The organism is Streptomyces sp. TLI_171, from assembly GCF_003610255.1.
In the GTDB taxonomy this organism is placed as follows: Bacteria; Actinomycetota; Actinomycetes; order Streptomycetales; family Streptomycetaceae; genus Kitasatospora.
The window spans coordinates 6,120,000-6,137,213 of the sequence record NZ_RAPS01000001.1 but is presented as its reverse complement, the minus strand read 5'-3'; the positions used below and the strand labels follow the sequence as shown (position 1 = coordinate 6,137,213).

Annotated in this window: 6 protein-coding genes; 4 read left to right on the top strand and 2 right to left on the bottom strand. The window is 71.3% G+C overall.

Annotated elements, in window-relative coordinates; genetic code table 11:
* Positions 1 to 195: 195 nt before the first annotated feature.
* Together eccCa and BX266_RS27565 are read left to right on the top strand one after the other, a co-directional pair.
* Positions 196 to 4,101 (top strand): type VII secretion protein EccCa, encoded by a 3,906-nt coding sequence (gene eccCa, locus BX266_RS27570; RefSeq protein ID WP_259465162.1) that lies wholly within the window; start codon positions 196 to 198, stop codon positions 4,099 to 4,101.
* 419 nt (positions 4,102 to 4,520) lie between these two features.
* Positions 4,521 to 5,333: an IS5 family transposase gene (locus BX266_RS27565; protein ID WP_099904087.1), complete on the top strand. Its 813-nt coding sequence runs from the start codon at positions 4,521 to 4,523 to the stop codon at positions 5,331 to 5,333.
* Here the strand turns inward: BX266_RS27565 and BX266_RS27560 are convergent.
* Together BX266_RS27560 and BX266_RS27555 are read right to left on the bottom strand one after the other, a co-directional pair.
* A complete protein-coding gene (locus BX266_RS27560; protein WP_310794808.1) occupies positions 5,308 to 5,730 on the bottom strand; it encodes a hypothetical protein in 423 nt (140 codons plus the stop codon). The two genes, BX266_RS27565 and BX266_RS27560, sit on opposite strands and share 26 nt — an antisense overlap.
* 247 nt (positions 5,731 to 5,977) lie before the next feature.
* On the bottom strand, positions 5,978 to 7,486 hold the full coding sequence (locus BX266_RS27555; RefSeq protein ID WP_107490762.1) for an ISL3 family transposase: 1,509 nt from the start codon (positions 7,484 to 7,486) through the stop codon (positions 5,978 to 5,980).
* Between the two features lie 315 nt (positions 7,487 to 7,801).
* On the opposite strand from BX266_RS27555, the gene BX266_RS27550 reads away from it, so the two are divergent.
* Both BX266_RS27550 and BX266_RS38135 read left to right on the top strand, forming a co-directional pair.
* A complete protein-coding gene (locus tag BX266_RS27550) occupies positions 7,802 to 12,628 on the top strand; it encodes a hypothetical protein (RefSeq protein ID WP_147437111.1) in 4,827 nt (1,608 codons plus the stop codon).
* On the top strand, positions 12,556 to 17,178 hold the full coding sequence (locus BX266_RS38135; RefSeq protein WP_147437110.1) for an OTU domain-containing protein: 4,623 nt from the start codon (positions 12,556 to 12,558) through the stop codon (positions 17,176 to 17,178). The genes BX266_RS27550 and BX266_RS38135 overlap by 73 nt, the downstream gene beginning before the upstream one ends.
* The last annotated feature ends 36 nt before the right edge of the window (positions 17,179 to 17,214 follow it).

The following is a 17,214-nucleotide window of genomic DNA, read 5'->3' as shown; positions in this document are numbered from 1 at the left end:
CACCGGTCCCTGCCCGCGCCGCCTGCTGCCTCTGCCCTCGTGGCCGCCCGGCCAGCCCGCTCCGCAGACACCGCAGCGGTGCGGGAAGGTCGCCCCGGCGGCCGCCCGCACTGCTGTGCCCGTAACGACGATCCCCGGAGGCCGCCCGTGAGCGTGGTCCTGTTCCGCCGACCCGCTCGCCGTCGTGGGCCCGAGATGCCGGACGGGGAGGTGAGCCTCCAGGAGCCGCCGGCGATGGCCGAGCCGACGAACAACTCCGCAGCGATGTGGACGTTCCTGCCAATGGGCATGATGTCGATGTCGATGATGGTGCTGTTCCTGCGGCCGGGAGAGAACACGGCGCTCAGCTACGTCGCGATGGGCATGATGGTGGGCTCGTCGGCGATGATGGCCGTCGGGCAGGTGATCCAGCGACGGGGCGAGCGCAAGACGCAGATGAACGGGCAGCGCCGCGACTACCTGCGATACCTGTCCCAGGTGCGGCGCCGGGTGCGGCGCGCGATCGGGGAGCAGGAGCAGGCGCTGGCCTGGCGCCACCCGCATCCCACTGCCTTGAGCGGACTGGTCGGCACCAGCCGGCTGTGGGAGCGGCGCGGGGTCGACGAGGACTTCGCCGAGGTGCGGATCGCGGTGGGGGAGCAGCGGTTGGGGCTGAAGATGGCCCCGGTATCGACTCGCCCGGTCGAGGATCTGGAACCGCTGTCGGCGCACGCGCTGCGCAGCTTCATCCGTGCGTACACCGCCGTACCGGACCAGCCCATCGCGCTGTACCTGCGGGCCTGGTCGCGGCTGCTGGTGCGGGGCGAGGCCGCCGAGTCCCGCGCGCTGGCCCGGGCGATCGTCGCGCAGCTGGCGGCGTTCCACAGCCCGGACGAGCTGTGGATCGCGCTGTGCCTGTCCGAGGAGGCGCAGCGGGAGTGGGAGTGGGCAAAGTGGCTGCCGCACCTGCTGCATCCGCAGGCGACCGACGGCGCCGGCCCGGTGCGGCTGGTAGCGTCGTCGATCGGGCAGTTGGAGGACCTGATCGGGGCGGAGTTCCGTGAGCGCCCGGCGTTCGACCCGACGGCGTCGCCGGGCCGTGAGGAGCCGATGGTGGTGGTGATCGTCGACGGCGGCAGTGTGCCTGCCGGCCACCGCTTCGACGGCTCGGGATACCGCAACGCGGTGGCGGTGGATCTGTCTCAGGCGCTGCGATGGCGGGCGGGGCGGACGACGCTGCGCCTCGAGGCCGCAGAAGGGTACCTGAACCTCGTGCGCACGGACCGCGACCGGCGCGAGCAGTCGACGCCGCTGGGAGTGCCGGACCTGCTGGGCCCGGCCGGCGCCGCGGCCCTCGCCCGCGCGCTCGCCCCGTACCGGACGTCGACGGGCGGCGAGAGCGTGGAGTCCCCCGCCGGCGACATCCAGCTGACGGGTCTGCTGGGCATCAGCGACCTGCGGGCTTTCGACCCGGCCACCCTGTGGCGGGGCCGGAGCGAGGCGCGGCACCTGAAGGTGCCGATCGGTGTCGCGGGCAACGGCGCACCGGTGGACCTTGACATCAAGGAGTCGGCACAGGGCGGCATGGGCCCGCACGGGATGCTGATCGGCGCGACCGGTTCCGGCAAGAGCGAGCTGCTGCGGACGCTGGTGCTGTCGCTGGCGCTGTCCCACTCCTCGGAGCGGCTGAACTTCGTCCTGGTCGACTTCAAGGGCGGTGCGACGTTCCTCGGCCTGGACGCCCTGCCGCACGTCTCGGCGGTGATCACGAACCTGTCGGACGAGGCGGCGCTGGTCGAGCGGATGAAGGACGCCCTGCACGGTGAGCTGATGCGCCGCCAGGAGCTGCTGCGGCAGGCCGGCAACCACGTCTCGGCGCTGGAGTACGAGCGGGCGAGGGCGGCGGGCGCTCCGTTGATGCCGTTGCCGAGCCTGTTCGTCGTGGTCGACGAGTTCTCCGAACTACTGTCCGCTCACCGGGACTTCATGGATCTGTTCGTGATGATCGGCCGGCTCGGCCGTTCGCTGGGCGTGCATCTGCTGCTGGCGTCGCAGCGGCTGGACGAGGGCCGGGTGCACCAGTTGGAGGGACACCTGTCATACCGGATCGGACTTCGGACCTTCTCGGCGATGGAGAGCCGGGGCGTGCTCGGCGTGCCCGACGCGTACCAGCTGCCGCCGGAGCCCGGCAACGGTTACCTGAAGACCGGTATGGAGGAGCTGTTGCGCTTCCGTGCCGCGTACGTGTCCGGCACCTACAAGGGCCGGAGCCGCTCGGCGCAACGGGCGCGGGCCGCAAGCCAGATCGTGCCCTGGTCCTCGTCGTGGGTGGTGCCCCGGCAGAGCAACGTCGCGGAGCAGCCGGACCCGTCGGAGGAGCCCGGGAGCGAGACCCTGCTCGAACTGGCGGTCGCGGCGCTGAAGGACTCCGGGCCGCCCGCCTATCGGGTGTGGCTGCCGCCGCTGGCCGCCTCCCCCGGCCTGGATCAGCTGCTGCCCCCGCTGGAACCGCACACAGTGCTCGGTTTGGTGACGGTGGGCCGCACGGCGGAGCCTCCGTTGACGGCGGCGGTGGGCATCGTGGACCGGCCGTTCGACCAGACCCGCGAACTGCTCCGGGTGGACTTGTCCGGAGCCGGCGGTCACGTGGTGGTGGCAGGAGGCCCGCAGAGCGGCAAGTCGACGCTGCTGCGGACCCTGGTCGCTTCGCTGGCGCTCGGCCACAGCCCCAGGGAACTGCAGTTCTACCTGCTCGACCTGGGCGGCGGCACGCTGTCCTCCCTGGACGGTCTTCCCCATGTCGGCGGAGTGGCAGGTCGGTTGGACCCCGACCGGGTGCAGCGCACGGTCTCTGAGGTCACCACGGTGCTGACCCGCCGCGAGCGGCTGTTCATGGACCATGGTGTGGAGTCGATGGCCGACTACCGGCGGCGCCGGGCCCGGGGGGAGTTCGCCGCGGAGGACCACGGCGACGTCTTCCTGGTCATCGACGGCTGGGCATCGTTCAAGCAGGACTTCGACCCCCTCCTGGAGGAGATCCCGAAACTGGCACAGCGCGGCCTCAACTACGGCGTGCACGTGGTGGTGTCCGTGAGTCGGTGGATGGAACTCTCCCCCGCGATCCGAGACAGCGCGGGCACCCGTCTGGAATTGCGGATGGGCGACCCGATGGACTCCCTCGTAGACAGCCGCAAGGCGGCGACCGTGCCCAGGGACACCCCCGGACGCGGCCTCACCTCGCAGACCAAGCTGCACTTCCAAGCCGCGCTGCCGCGTATCGACAGCGCCTCGGGACCGGAAGATCTGCCGGAGGCCGTGACCGCGCTGTGTGAGGCGGTGACCCTCCAGTGGGCGGGCCGACCCGGTGCCCCAGCCGTCCGGATGCTGCCAGCCGAACTGCCGTGGCAGCAGTTGCCCGCCGCAGCCGGAACGCGGCTGGCGATCGGTGTCGAGGAGACCGAACTCGGCACGCTCTGGCACGATTTCGCCGAGAGCCCGCACCTGATGGCGATCGGCGACACCGAGAGCGGCAAGACCAACCTGCTACGGACGGCCGCCCTCGCCATCACCTCGCGGTTCACCCCCGCCGAGGCGCGCATTCTGGTGGTGGACCAACGGCGCGAACTGGTCGAGGCGGTTCCGCCCGAGTACCGCCTCGGTCACGCGGTCAGCGCTGAGTCGGTCAAGGAGTACGTGGACGGCGTGGCCGAGGCCATGCGGGAGCGAACACCGGGCGAGGACATCCCGCCGGCCCGAATGCGGCTGTGTGACTGGTGGACGGGACCGCGGCTGTTCGTCCTGATCGACGACTACGAGATGCTGGAGTCACCGCTTGACAACCCGTTCAACGCGCTCCTCCCCCACCTCAACCTCGGCTACGAGATCGGCCTGCACTTGGTGGTGGCCCGCGCCGCCGCAAACGCCGCCCGAGGCATCGGCGACCCGCTGCTGCGCCGCGTCCGCGACGCGGGCAACACCGTGCTGGTGATGTCCTGCCCGCGCTCCGAGGGTCAGTTCATCGACGGCGTACGACCCAAGCTGCTCCCTCCAGGACGCGCCTTCCACGTCCAGCGGCGCCGGATCACCATGGTCCAAACGGCCTTGGCACCGACCGGAAGCTGATACAGCCATCCCGGTACGGCGAGCCGGACAACCCTCGACGCGACCACCATCAGACGGTCGTGTCGAGGTCATGACCGACGGCTACAGCGCCGCTCGGCCGCATCCTGTCCGGCCCACCAGCACGCCTTGCCAGCCAGCCGCCCGACCTTAGTAGCCGTTGTCGTACCGCTCGCGGGGGTTGTCGATCGAACGGGAGTCTCGTTCGGGTGATCGCGGGATGGTGGGCGCATGAAGACAGGGCCTCCGGTGCAGCTCCTGGGTGTTGAAGCCGAAGAAGCACCAGGGAGGCCCTGTTGCCGCAGTTGTACGCCATCACGCCGGGACAGTCCAACTCGACGCGCTCGCAGTGTGATTGCCTCGCACACCGGTACGGGAACGCGGCTGACCATGGTGAACGTGTTCGACGTTACGACTCCGACATGACGGACGCCGAATGGTCCGAGATCAAGGACCTGCTGCCCGTGCCGGCGTGGATGAACGGCAGGGGCGGTCAGCCGGAGGCCCACTGCCACCGGCAGATGCTGGATGCAATCCGCTACCTGGTCGACAACGGCATCAAATGGCGCGCGATGCCGGTCGACTTCCCCGCCTGGGACCGGGTCTACGCCTTCTGGCGCCGCTGGCGCGACCGAGGGCTGGTCAGGGAGTTCCACGACCGGCTCCGCCGCAAGGTCCGCGGGAGCGAGGGCCGCAACGCCGAACCGACCGCGGCGATCATCGACTCGCAGTCCATCCGGGGCGCCGCGTCCGTGCCGGCCTCATCAAGGGGCTTCGACGGCGCCAAGAAGACCAACGGCCGCAAGCGGCACATCATCGTGGACTGCCTCGGGCTCCTGCTGATGGTTCTGGTCACCCCGGCCGACACCACCGACCGCGACGCCGCCTGCGGCATGCTGCCCCACCTCGTCGCCCGCTACCGGACGATTCGACTGCTGTGGGCCGACGGCGGCTACACCGGACGCCTGGTCGACTGGGCCAAAGACACGCTCCGGCTCACGCTCGAGATCGTCAAACGCAGCGACGCCCAGAGCGGGTTCGTCGTGCTGCCTCGCAGGTGGGTCGTCGAGCGGACCCTGGCCTGGCTGATGCGCTCACGCCGCCTGGCCCGCGACTACGAGACCCTGCCCGCCAGCAGCGAAGCCGCCGTCCTGTGGTCGATGACCATGCTCATGGGACGCCGACTCGCCCGGAACCGCGCCCGCCAGGTCACCCGGTTGTTCCTCGCGGCGTGAACACCCCGGGGCGTTCCTCGGCCAGCCAGCCCCGCGCGGCCAGCCGCTTCGCCTTCACCCGCACGCCCTCGACCTTCGCCGACACCAGCTCCCCACCCAGCAGCCCGGCCAGCTCCTTCGCTCGCAGCCCTTCCGGGCCGGCCCCGGCCTCCAGCACGGCCAGCAGCCTCCGATACTCGGGCGCGAGCGCCTGCACCGTCATGCCCTCCCGCCAGCCGGGCACCACCGATCCGGCCACCGGCTCCTTCGCCACCACCGGAACCGGCACCGGCCCGACCGGCTCCTCCGGCTGAGCATCCGCGGCCAGAGCCTCCGTCAACTCCATGAGCGCGATGATCCGACGCTCCAACAAGGCCTCCGCCTCCGAGAGTTCAGCCAGGATCCGATCCGCCTCCACGCGAAGCTCCTCCACCCGAACCCGCGCGGCCGACTCCCTCGCCTCCAACAACCCCACAACCGACGGCATCCGGAACCTCCCCGACGAGACGACATCACACACCACCTCTGCCGCAGATCCACCCGCACCATGCCTGACCAGCTGAAACGCGGCTTCCACGTTCGGAAAGACAACGGCCACTGATTCATGACAGGGTCTGTCCAGTGAACGGCTCTGTCCCGTAATCGGTGGTGACGCTGTGTGGTGATCACGGGAGGAGGATTCGGTGGCGGAGCAGAGGGAAGCCGGCTCGGCCGTGCATCTGCCGCATGATCCGTTTGGTTCGGGTGTTGACGCCCTCGGTGCGGCCGTTGCTGTAGGGGAGGGTGAGTCCGGCATTGACGGCGGTGCGGTCGAGTTCGAGACCTTTGGCGAAGGAGTGCAGCTGGGGAAGGTCGGCGGTGCGGACCTTGGTGATCCAGTCGGTGAGCTTTGCGGCGTTGCCCTCGGCCGGTGCCAGCAGCGTGGCGAACTCGTGCGTGAGGCATGCGAGTTCGGCCATCTCGGGGCAGGTCTGGACGAGTTCCTGCAGGAGTGAGGTGTCCTTGTCGCGGAGGTTCTCGGGGCGGGTGAGCAGGAGGCGGGCGAAGTGCTTCGGCGTGGTGACGGGCCTGTCGCCCTCGGCGCGGCCTTGGGTGAGGTAGCGGACCAGCAGGTTCGCGCTGCCGGTATAGCCGAGTTCCTTGATCTCGCGCAGGAGGTGGGTGACCGGCACTGCGGGGTCCTCGGCCCGGCGCCTGCGCAGGTGCTCGCGGTAAGGGTCGACGAGCGTGGGCTTGTAGCGAGGCGCGCGGTGATCGCCAGTGGGCTCCTTCATGCGGGAGTACCGCTTGACGGTGTTCAGGGCGACGTCGAGTCTGCGGGCGCATTCGAGCAGGCCGACGCCCTGGCCGAGCAGGTCGTGGACCTTGTGCCACCGCTCGCGGGTGGTCTGCTCGCGCATGCCACCGGGTCGGACGGGGTTCACGGCGGTGGCCCAGCAGGCGGCGTGGGAGCGGACCTCGGCCAAGACCCTGTGGCACAGGTTCGACCAGAGGTGCCATCTGTCGCTGACCTGCACCGCTTCGGGCAGGGCCTGGCGGATCGCCTCTCCGTAGCAGCCGGATCCGTCCCGGCAGACCACCTCGATCGCGGGGTGCTCGTGCAGCCACGCGGTCAGGGCCTGGGTGGTGCGGCCGGGCAGGACGTCGATCCGCTCGCCGGTCTCGGCGTCGATGAGCACGGTCGCGTAGCGGTGCCGGCGCTTGAGGGCGAAGTCGTCGACGCCGAGCACGCGCGGGACGCGACGGGGCGGCAGCGTCTGGCGCATCAGTAGACGAAGGGCGGTCGAGCGGGAGATTGCGCACGTCAGCGCGCGAGAGAGGCGGGCACCCGCCCGGCCCGCTAACTCCTTGACCACGGCACCGAGTTGGTCGGAAAGTCGTCTGGTGCGGCGCTGGTAGCGCTCCACGACGCCGGGGACCTGCTCGCGGAACGTCTGCCGCGAGCAGCCGAGCACTGGGCACACCAGCCGCCGCAGCCGCACCGACACCACGACCCTCCGCCCGTCGACCGGGACGTCCGCGACCCTCCGCCCGTGGAAGCCGTGCACCCGCCCCGACGGCCGCCCGCACGCCGGGCACGGCACCGGATTGTCCCGCGTCCGCGCCGACACCCGGATGACCTCGCCCTCGTCCGCCACACCCTCGACGACCAAGGCTGACAGGCCCGAAAACACCACGCCCACAAGCTTGTTGACATCACGCACACCATGCCAACGACGACCGTCACACCTCGTCACCACCGATTACGGGACAGAGCCGTTCACTGGACAGACCCTCGGAAAGACAACGGCCACTGATTCATGACACTCCCTGACGGGGCAGAGCCGTTCTTTACAGACCCTTCGGGCAGGTTTTGGTGTCCGCGGGTGCCGTACTACGGCCGAATATCGTGGGGCCGTTCCTGACATTTGTTCTGGTGTGCAGGGTTGTGTTGGTGGGTTGGTGGGGGTGTTTTCGGCTGGGGTGGGTGTGGGGGGTGGTGTGTGGTGGTGGCTGAGCCGGTGGTGGGGCGTGGCTCGGTGTTGGATGTTTTGATGTTTGTGTTGACGGGGTCGTTTTTTCCGCAGGCGAGTGCGTCGTTGGCGTTGGAGTCGTCGGAGGGTCTGGCGCGGGTCGGGGCGTTGATCCGGGATTTCGAGGCGGATGTCGATGATGCGGTGCGTAATGCGGCGCGGCATTTGCCTTCGGAGACGCGTGAGCAGTTCGTGCGGGCGATGGGGCAGTTCACGGATGGTGGCGGGGGTCTGCTGCGCGGGGTGCGGGGGCAGGTGTCGTCGGTGTCGGGGGTTCAGCGTGGTACGGCGTCGCAGATCTTCGAGGGCAAGGTCGAGTTGGTCGCGGAGCTGGTGCAGCTTTTCGTGGAGCTTGTGGTTCTGGAGATGTTGGAGCCGTTCTTCCCGGCGTGGGCGGGTGTGCAGCGGGCGTTGTTGATGGCGCGGGCGCGGGTGCGGTTGCTGGTGCGGCTGGTGCGGTTGACGCGGGTGGGGCGGTTGGGTGCGGCGGCGGCGTTGGAGGCGTTGTCGGAGTCGTTGACGAGTTTCGCGGCGCAGACGTTCATGATCGACGGGGCGCCGAGCGGGTTTCGTCGGCGCGGGTACGACTGGAGGGGTATCGCCAGGTCGGGTGCGATGGGCGCGTTCATCGGGGGTTTGCACAAGCCGGCGCTTTCGGTGGTGTCGGGGTCGGCTTTCGCGAAGGCGGTGGGGGCGAAGACCGGGTTGGGGCGCAGCCATCCGTGGAGTGTGGGGTCGAACGCGGTCACCGAGGCCTTGTTGGAGAGCGCGGCGGTTGCGGCGGTGGTCGGCGGGGGGTTCAGTCCGGTGGGTTTCGCGGGTTCGGGGGTGAGCAGTGTCTTTGAGCATTTCGTCTTCGAGGGCGCCCAGTGGGCGAAGGGCGTCCTGGGCCTCGACAAGGGGCACGGCCTCGAGGGTCTTGAGGCCCACCTGAACGGGCTTCCCGCTGCGGGTGCGGCGCTCGCGACGGGCCCGGCCTCGCTGCCGGGGCTCGTCACCGCGTTCGGTGCGGCGGACAGTGCGGCCGACACGGGTGCGGTGGGCACGCGGGGGGCTGCGCGGTCGGACCGGGCGATCGGTGTCGACGACACGTCGGCGGCCCGTGTCGGGACGCGCGAGGTGCACGACCGTGGCAGGGCGCTTCCCTCGGAGGTTGCCGGGATTGCCCGGCCCGCGGCCGCGGGTGCTTCGGCTGCGGACTCCGGTGACACGCGTGCGGCTTTCCGTGACGGGCACGCTTCCGGGCAGGGGCCGCAGCCTGTCGCCCGGCAGTCCGCGAGTTCGCTGCCCGCGTCTGCCGCGCTGCCACGACCCACGACCACGACCGCGACCGCGGATGTTTCCGTCCCCGATTCGGAGGACACGCGCGCCCCGGCCGCTGCTGGCGCTCGCGGCACCGCCGCCGCCGTCGCTGTGCCTGCCGCGGTCGCCGGCGTGGAGTACGCGGGCCGTGTGGGTGTGCCGGTCGACGCCGCCGGGTCGGCGACGGCGTCGTCGCGGGCGGCGGCCGCGGCCGCGGCGGGCCCGGTGTCGGGCGGCGCCGCCCCGTCCGCTCCCGTGCTCCAGCACGCCGCTCCCACGGGTGCGCTCGGCGAAGCCGGCGAAGACGCGACCCACGCCACGGACACGACACCCCAGCCCCTCACCGTGGCGGGGTCGGGTCCGGCGAAGGGCGGCGCCGCCCTGCTCACCACAGCCGCCCCCGCCCCCGCAACCGCTGGGACGGATCCGACGGCGAGCGGCACTGCTCCCGTGACCACCGCCGGCACCGCCTTCACCGGCCTTGCTGCCGCTGGGACGGATTCGGCGGTGAGCGGTACCGCTTCCGTGGTCGGCCCCGCCGGCACCGCCCCTGTCGGGAGCGCTGTTCCCGTTGTCGGGGACCGGAGTGCTCCGCGGGGAGCGGTCGTGGTCGGCCCCGGGCCGGACCTGGTTGGGCAGGAGGTGGCCGGGCAGAACGGGCCGCAGGCACGGGGTGCCGCGCCGGCGGCGGCCGCTCCCGGGGTGCAGTCGGCCGAGGGTGTTGCGGCCGACGGCGCCACCGGCGGCACGCGGTCGGTCGGCGATCCTGTCCTGCAGAGCGCGGCCCGGACGGCACCCGGCCCCCAATCTTCGGGCGCCGAAGCCTCGGGTGCCGTCGCTTCGGGTTCGGACGCCGGGCGTGTCGTCGTCGACGGCCTCGTCGTGCCGGGGACCGCGGCTGAGGCCGGCGGAGGCGGCGAGGGGAGCGCCCGGCGCCGTGACGTGCAGTCCTCGACCGCGGCCGACCGTGTCCTGGCCGCGCTCAACGGCACAGACCCCGCAGCCGGCGCCCCCGTGCGGATCGAGACCACCGGTGAGGACGCACCCGCCTCTGGCGCCTCCGAGGTGGTCATGGGTACGGGTGGGGCTACGGGTGGCGTGCCGGCGTCGGCGGGATCCGGGGATGCGTCGGATGCGTCGGTGGGGTCGGGTGGGTCGGTGGGGTCGTCGTCCGTTGTCCGGCCCCGGCTGGAGGGGGAGGTTCCCGCCGAGGAGGAGGAGGAGGTTCCGGCCGGGGAGGGGGAGGTTCCGGTCGGGGGGGATGTTCCGCAGCCCGGCATTGGCAGTGCCGGTGGTGTGGATGGCGGGGAGGCTGGGGTTCTTGTTGGTGTGGAGGCCTTGGTGGGGGTGCTCGTCGGGTCGCGGATGGGGGAGTTCGGGGATGCCGAGGGGTTGTGGCGGGGTCTGCGGGAGATGGCGGGGGCCTCTCGTGCGGAGCGGCTTCTTGTCGAGGCGTATGCCGAGTTGCGTCCTTTCCTGGAGCGGCCTCTGTTGATGGGGGTCGAGCACGGTGGGACGCTGCGGGTCCGCCGGAGTGTGGCGTTGAAGGTCGCGTACGGGCTGTGGTGGGATCCGGAGCAGGTCCGGGCGGGTCTGGCCGCGCTGCCGGGCCGTGTGACAGGACCGTCCGGTCTGCCCGGCGGCGTGGAGCCGGGTGGGGCGGTCGGCGCCCAAGGCCGGCGCGCGGGTGCCGCTGCCGGGCCGTGGGATGTCGCCGAGAGCGCGGCGGCGCCGGGGGTGGAAGCCGTGGAGCTGGAACAGCTCGTCCAGACTCATAGCGGCCTGGTGCTGGACCAGGCGGGTGGCACCCTGCTGTGGCAGGCCTTCGAGAACAGCCCCGCGCTGGTACGGGTGATGACCGCTGCCGCGCCGCATGAACTGTTCAAGATGCGGGGCAGGACCATCCTGCTGGGCATGCTGACCTCCGAGGGAGCTGCCGAAGAGGACGACGACGGGATGAGGGAATTCCTGACCCGGTACCAGGTTCTGGACCCGGTAGAGGGTGTGGAGACGGGCCCGGATGCCATGGAGGAGGAGGCCGCTTTCGAACTGGATCACCTCCTGGACGCCCACGCTAGCCTTAAATCGGACGAGGCGGGTGGCACTGCGCTGTGGCGGGCCTTCGAGAACAGCCGCGCGCTGGTACGGGTGATGTTGGATGCCTCGCCGCAGGAGATGTCCGTGTTGCGGCGGGACAGTGAACAGTTGCTGGGCATGCCGGGCTTCGCGCAAGCGGCGTCGGCGGACAACGATGCCGCGGTGAGGGCCTTCCTGACCTTGCACGGAGTTCTGGGCGCCGGGGCGGGCAGGGTGTCCGTCGCCCCGTGGGGTGAGGGTTCCTGGTCGCTTCCGGGTGGTCTCCGGTCTGGATCCGGGGATGCGTCGGATGCGTCGGTGGGGTCGTCGTCCGTTGTCCGGCCCCGGCTGGAGGGGGAGGTTCCCGCCGAGGAGGAGGAGGTTCCGGCCGGGGAGGGGGAGGTTCCGGTCGGGGGGGATGTTCCGCAGCCCGGCATTGGCAGTGCCGGTGGTGTGGATGGCGGGGAGGCTGGGGTTCTTGCTGGTGTGGAGGCCTTGGTGGGGGTGCTCGTCGGGTCGCGGATGGGGGAGGTCGGGGATGCCGAGGGGTTGTGGCGGGGTCTGCGGGAGATGGCGGGGCCTGTTCGTGCGGAGCGGCTTCTTGTCGAGGCGTATGCCGAGTTGCGTCCTTTCCTGGAGCGGCCTCTGTTGATGGGGGTCGAGCACGGTGGGACGCTGCGGGTCCGCCGGAGTGTGGCGTTGAAGGTCGCGTACGGGCTGTGGTGGGATCCGGAGCAGGTCCGGGCGGGTCTGGCCGCGCTGCCGGGCCGCAGGTTCGGGCGTGCCGTGCTCCCGGGGGGCGCCAAGAAACGCAGACGCGGGGAGGACACCGGGCAGGACACGGCGGGGGCGGGGTCGTCCCGTGGGGAAGGGGCGGGCACGGGCGTCGATGCGCGTTCGGCGGGGCGTTCGACGCGATCGGCCGCTGTTGCGGAGGAGGAACACGCCGAGCTGATGGGAGGGCCGCTGGGCCCGGACGACGATCTGTTCGGCGACGACGACCAAGCCGACGGCCTGCTGTTGTCCGCGTTCACCCCTTCCGCGCCCGGTCTTGCCCTGCCCGGCCCCGGTCTTGCCCTGCCCGGCCCCGGTCTTGCTCTGCCGGGGTCGGGTGTTGGTGTGCCCGGGGCGGGGGTTGGGTTCGTGTCGGGGGCGGCCGGTGCTGCCGGTGCTGGTGGGGTGGATGCGGTGGTGCCGGTGGTGCTGGTGGGGCCGGAGTTGTCGGTGGGGTGTGGGGGTGGTCGGGGCCGGGGTCGGGGGTGGAGGGTCATCGTCCGCCGGCGGGTTTCAATTTCCGGCTCGGGGGGTTTTATCACGCGCTGGAGCGGGAGCGGCTGTTCGGGTTGCTGGAGGTGCTGCTGGTACCCGGGCGGGGGCCGTGGACGGACGAGCTGGTCCTGGGGCTCCCGCAGGCCCGGGGTCTGACACCGCTGGAGCTGGCGGATCTGCGTCATGCCTATACCGCGGGGCTGGCGCGGCAGACGCTCGGGGTGCTGGGGGGGTTGCCCGGGCGGGAGGAGGAGGGGTGGTGGCTGGAGCGGGCGGTGGAGGCGTTCCAGATGTTCGGGTCGTTGGACCGGTTGGACGCCGGGCCGCTGGTCCTGCCCAGGCAGGACTACGGGGTGGACCTGCAGGGCTGGCTGGGCGCGGTCGCCGACGGCCGTGTCCCGGGCAGTGCGGAGTTGCACCGTGCGCTGACCCGTCTGGGGGCCCGTATCGAGGCGGATCCGCAGCCGCCCGACGCCCGGGGCGCGATGTTCCTGGACACCGGTTTGAGGGTGGCGGAGGTCGTCGAATGGCTCGGGAGCCACGGGGGCGCCGATGCCGTGCGCCTCTTCCCCCGCGGGGTCCCGGGCGAGGCCCTGCAGCGGGTGCAGACCGGGCAGGCCGCGGTGCCCCCGGCGGTGTATGCCAGGCTGCGCGCCGCGGGACTGCCTCCCGAGTCCCAGATCCGTTTCACCGACTACGCCGCACCATCGTCCACCGGCCGGGCCCAGATCAACCACGTCGTGGCCGCCCGGGCGCTGCACGCCTGGTATGCCGCCGGCTCGGGCCGCGCCGGCGAACTCCCGCCCCAGCCCGAGGTGGTGCGGCCGGCCGACGCCGGCCACGACCGGATCACCGGGCACTGGTACCACGACGTCAGCAGGGGCGCGACCGCGGTGACGTGGGAGACGGTGGAGGCGCTGCACCAGGCCGGCATGCCCGATACCAGCCGCATCCCCCACCAGGACAAGGAGGTGCGGGTGCACGAGTACAGGCTCGTCGCGTCGGAGGAGTTCGTCGGCGCGTTGATCGAGCGCTTCCGCGAGCTGCCGGACGGTGTCGAGGACCTGCCGGCCGACGCGGCCTTCCACGACGCCCACAACCACTCCACCAAGCTCGCCCCCTGCCTCGAGGAACTGCGCGCAGGGAGGATCGTGCCCTCCGCGGTGCAGTACCGGAGGCTGGAGGAGGCGGGCCTGGCCGAACGCCTGGACCTGCCCGCACCCCCCGGCCGAAACCAGGTCAACCCCGTCGTGGCCGCCCGGGCGCTGCACGCCTGGTATGCCGCCGGCTCGGGCCGCGCCGGCGAACTCCCACTCTTTCATGCGGTGGTGCGGCCGGGCGACGCCGACCACGACCCCATCCTCGGGCACTGGTACCACAACGTCAGCTGGGGCAAGATCGCGGTGACGTGGGAGACGCTGGAGGCGCTGCACCGCGCCGGCATGCCCGACACCAGCCTCACCCGCGGCCAGGACAAGGAGGTGCGGCGGGAGCACGAGTACAGGCTCGTCGCGTCGGAGGAGTTCGTCGGCGCGTTGATCGAGAGCTTCCGCGAGCTGCCGGACGGTGTCGAGGACCTGCCGGCCGACGCGGCCTTCCACGACGCCCACGAGCACCCCACCAAGTTCGCCCCCTGCCTCGAGGGACTGCGCGCAGGGAGGATCGTGCCCTCCGTGGTGCAGTACCGGAGGCTGAAGAAGGCGGGCCTGGCCCAACGCCTGAACCTGCCCGCACCCCCCGGCCGAAACCAGATCAACCCCGTTGTGGCCGCCCGGGCGCTGCGCGCCTGGTATGCCTCCGGCTCGGGCCGCGCCGGCGAACTCCCACTCTTTCATGCGGTGGTGCGGCCGGGCGACGCCGACCACGACCCCATCTCCGGGCACTGGTACCACGACGTCAGCTTGGGTAAGACCGCGGTGACGTGGGAGACGCTGGAGGCGCTGCACCAGGCCGGCATGCCCGACACCAGCCTCACCCGCGGCGGGAAGTGGCGGGTGCACGAGTACAAGCTCGTCGCGTCGGAGGAGTTCGTCACCGCGTTGATCGACCGCTTCCGCCACCTGCCGGACAATGCCGGTGTCGAGGACCTGCCGGTCGACGCGGCCTTCCACGACGCCCACAACCACTCCACCAAGTTCGCCCCCTGCCTCGAGGAACTGCGCGCAGGGAGGATCGTGCCCTCCGTGGTGCAGTACCGGAGGCTGAAGAAGGAGGGCCTGGCCGAACGCCTGGACCTGCCCGCACCCCCCGGCCGAAACCAGATCGACCCCGCCGTGGCCGTCGGGGCGCTGGACGCCTGGTATGCCGCCGGCTCGGGCCGCGCCGGCAAACTCCCACCCAAGGACGCGATGGTGCGGCCGGGCGACGCCGACCACGACCGGATCACCGGGGAGTGGTACTACAAGGTCAAGACAGGCGGCACGGCGGTGACGTGGGAGACGCTGGAGGCGCTGCACCGCGTCGGCATGCCCGGCGCCAGCCTCACCCGCGCTCAGGGTGGGGAGCCGCGGGGGCACGCGTACAAGATCGTCCCGTCGAGGGAGGCGTTGCTGGCTCTGGCGGATTACCTCGCGACCCCGCGCGATGGCGGCGGGGACGCGGTGGCCGGGTCGGTGGCGCCGCTGCCCGGCCCGGGGGAGGGCGGCTTCTTCACCGACGCCCACAACCAGAAGTTCCCCCTGGGCGGCTACTTCGACAACCACCGGAAGGACCAGCCACCCCGCCCCCAGGACATCCTGAAACTCCTCGACCTCGGCGAGCCCGGCATGGCCGTCGTCCGAGCACTGGACATCCAACTCACCCAGGCACAGCAGCGCCACGCCACCAAGACCGCGAAAGCAAAAGCGGGGACAGGTAAAGCAGAGGCGAAGACGGGGAAGGCGGGGACGGGGAAGGCGAAAGCGAAGGCGAAGACCGGGAAGGCGGGGACGGCGGGGAAGGCGAAGGCGGGGAAGGCGAAGGCGGGGACGGCGGGGAAGGCGGGGGCGGGGGCTGCTCGGCGGGCGGCGGTCACCGACGTCGGTGCGGGCGCCGTGGTCGTGGCCGGTGCCGGAGCGGAGGGCCGGGCGGCCAAGCGCCGCCGGACCGCACCGACACGAGCGGCGGCCGGGGCGGGAGGCGGCCCGCTGCCGGGCTGGAGCCGCTACCTCAACAAGCAGCAGATCGCCTACCTGTCACAGCACGGGCTGACCCCCTACAGCCCTCCCGGTGACGGGGACTGCTTCTACCACGCCCTGCTGTCCCTGACACCAGAGACGTTCACCGCGGTGGACCCCTCCCTGACCAGCCCGCAGGCCCTGCGCGCCCACATGGCCGAGGTACTGCGCGCGGAACTGCGCAACCCACCGGGCGACCGCCCCCTGTGGAACGCCCTCGAGGACCCCGCGATCCCCCTGCACCAGCAATTCGTCGGCATCGCCGACCTGGACCCACAGGAGACCGCCCGACGACGCGCACAGGTGATCGCCGAGATCTCCACCGCCGGCAGCTGGAACAACGACACCGCCGGCGCCACCCCCTACCTCTTCCGCCTCCACTTCAACCTCGACCTGCACATACTCCACTCCAACGGCACCACCGCCCCCCTCCTCGACGACCCCGACGGCCGATTCCCCCGCCCACCGGCCCCACACACACCCTCGTCCTCAGCCAAAACCACTGGCTCGCCCTCACCCCCAACCCCACCACCACCGCCAGCGGCCCCAACACCACCACCGCGAACCCCGACACAAACCACACCACCAGCACCAACCACACCACCGGCACGAACCACACCACCGGCACGAACCAGGCCCCGACAACCGACCCCCCACCCCACCAACACCAGCAGCAGCACCCCGCACCGAAGGGACGCAGCCCGGGACCACCGACGACCACGACACCGCACACCCCCGCACACCACAGACGCCATGGACACCACAGACGCCGACGACCCCACCCACCCGCAAAACATCGACGCCCTCCTGCGCCTGCTGGAAACCCTCCCCGCCCTCGACACACCAGAGCAGACCGCACCGGACAACCCCCCCGACCCGCTCATCGGGACGTTCCACCCGCTCGGGATGCTCGGCACGTCCGAACCGCAGACCGCACCGGACAACCCCCCCGACCCGCTCATCGGGACGTTCCACCCGCTCGGGATGCTCGGCACGTCCGAACCGCAGACCGCACCGGACAACCCCCCCGACCCGCTCATCGGGACGCTCGACCAGCTCGGGACGCTCGGGACGTTCGACCCGAGCGACCCGCTCGGGATGTCCAACATGTTCGGGCGATCCTGGGCGCTCCCCGCATCGGACGACACCCACAACCCACTCGACCCGTTCGACCCACTCGGGGCGTTCGGGGCGTCGGCCCGGGCCCGGGCGGACGGGAACTGGTCCGGGTTCGAGCGCTGGCTCGACCACCCGGCGGACATCACGGACACGGCACTAACGGGCCACGACGACGACCTCGCCCCCGCCCCCGCCCCCATGGACATCGACCCGACATCGAGCCCCGGACCAGGCCCGGACCACCACCCCGCCCCACACACCACGCTCCTGTCACAAACCGGACGAAACGCCTACAACATCCTGTCCGGACAACCCCCGGCACACAACAACCCCCACCACCCCCGCGAAACACCCAACCCCCCTCCCCACCGACACACGACCACAACAACGGACATGATGGACCTCACCGGCCCGACAAGCCCGCCTTACTGATCGTTTCAGAATGAGTTTGGTTCTGGGGATTGGCAG

Excerpts from the sequence above, each read along its gene's own strand:
- eccCa (WP_259465162.1), top strand. The coding sequence starts at position 196 with ATGCCGGACGGGGAGGTGAGCCTCCAGGAGCCGCCGGCGATGGCCGAG.
- BX266_RS27565 (WP_099904087.1), top strand. The coding sequence starts at position 4,521 with ATGACGGACGCCGAATGGTCCGAGATCAAGGACCTGCTGCCCGTGCCG.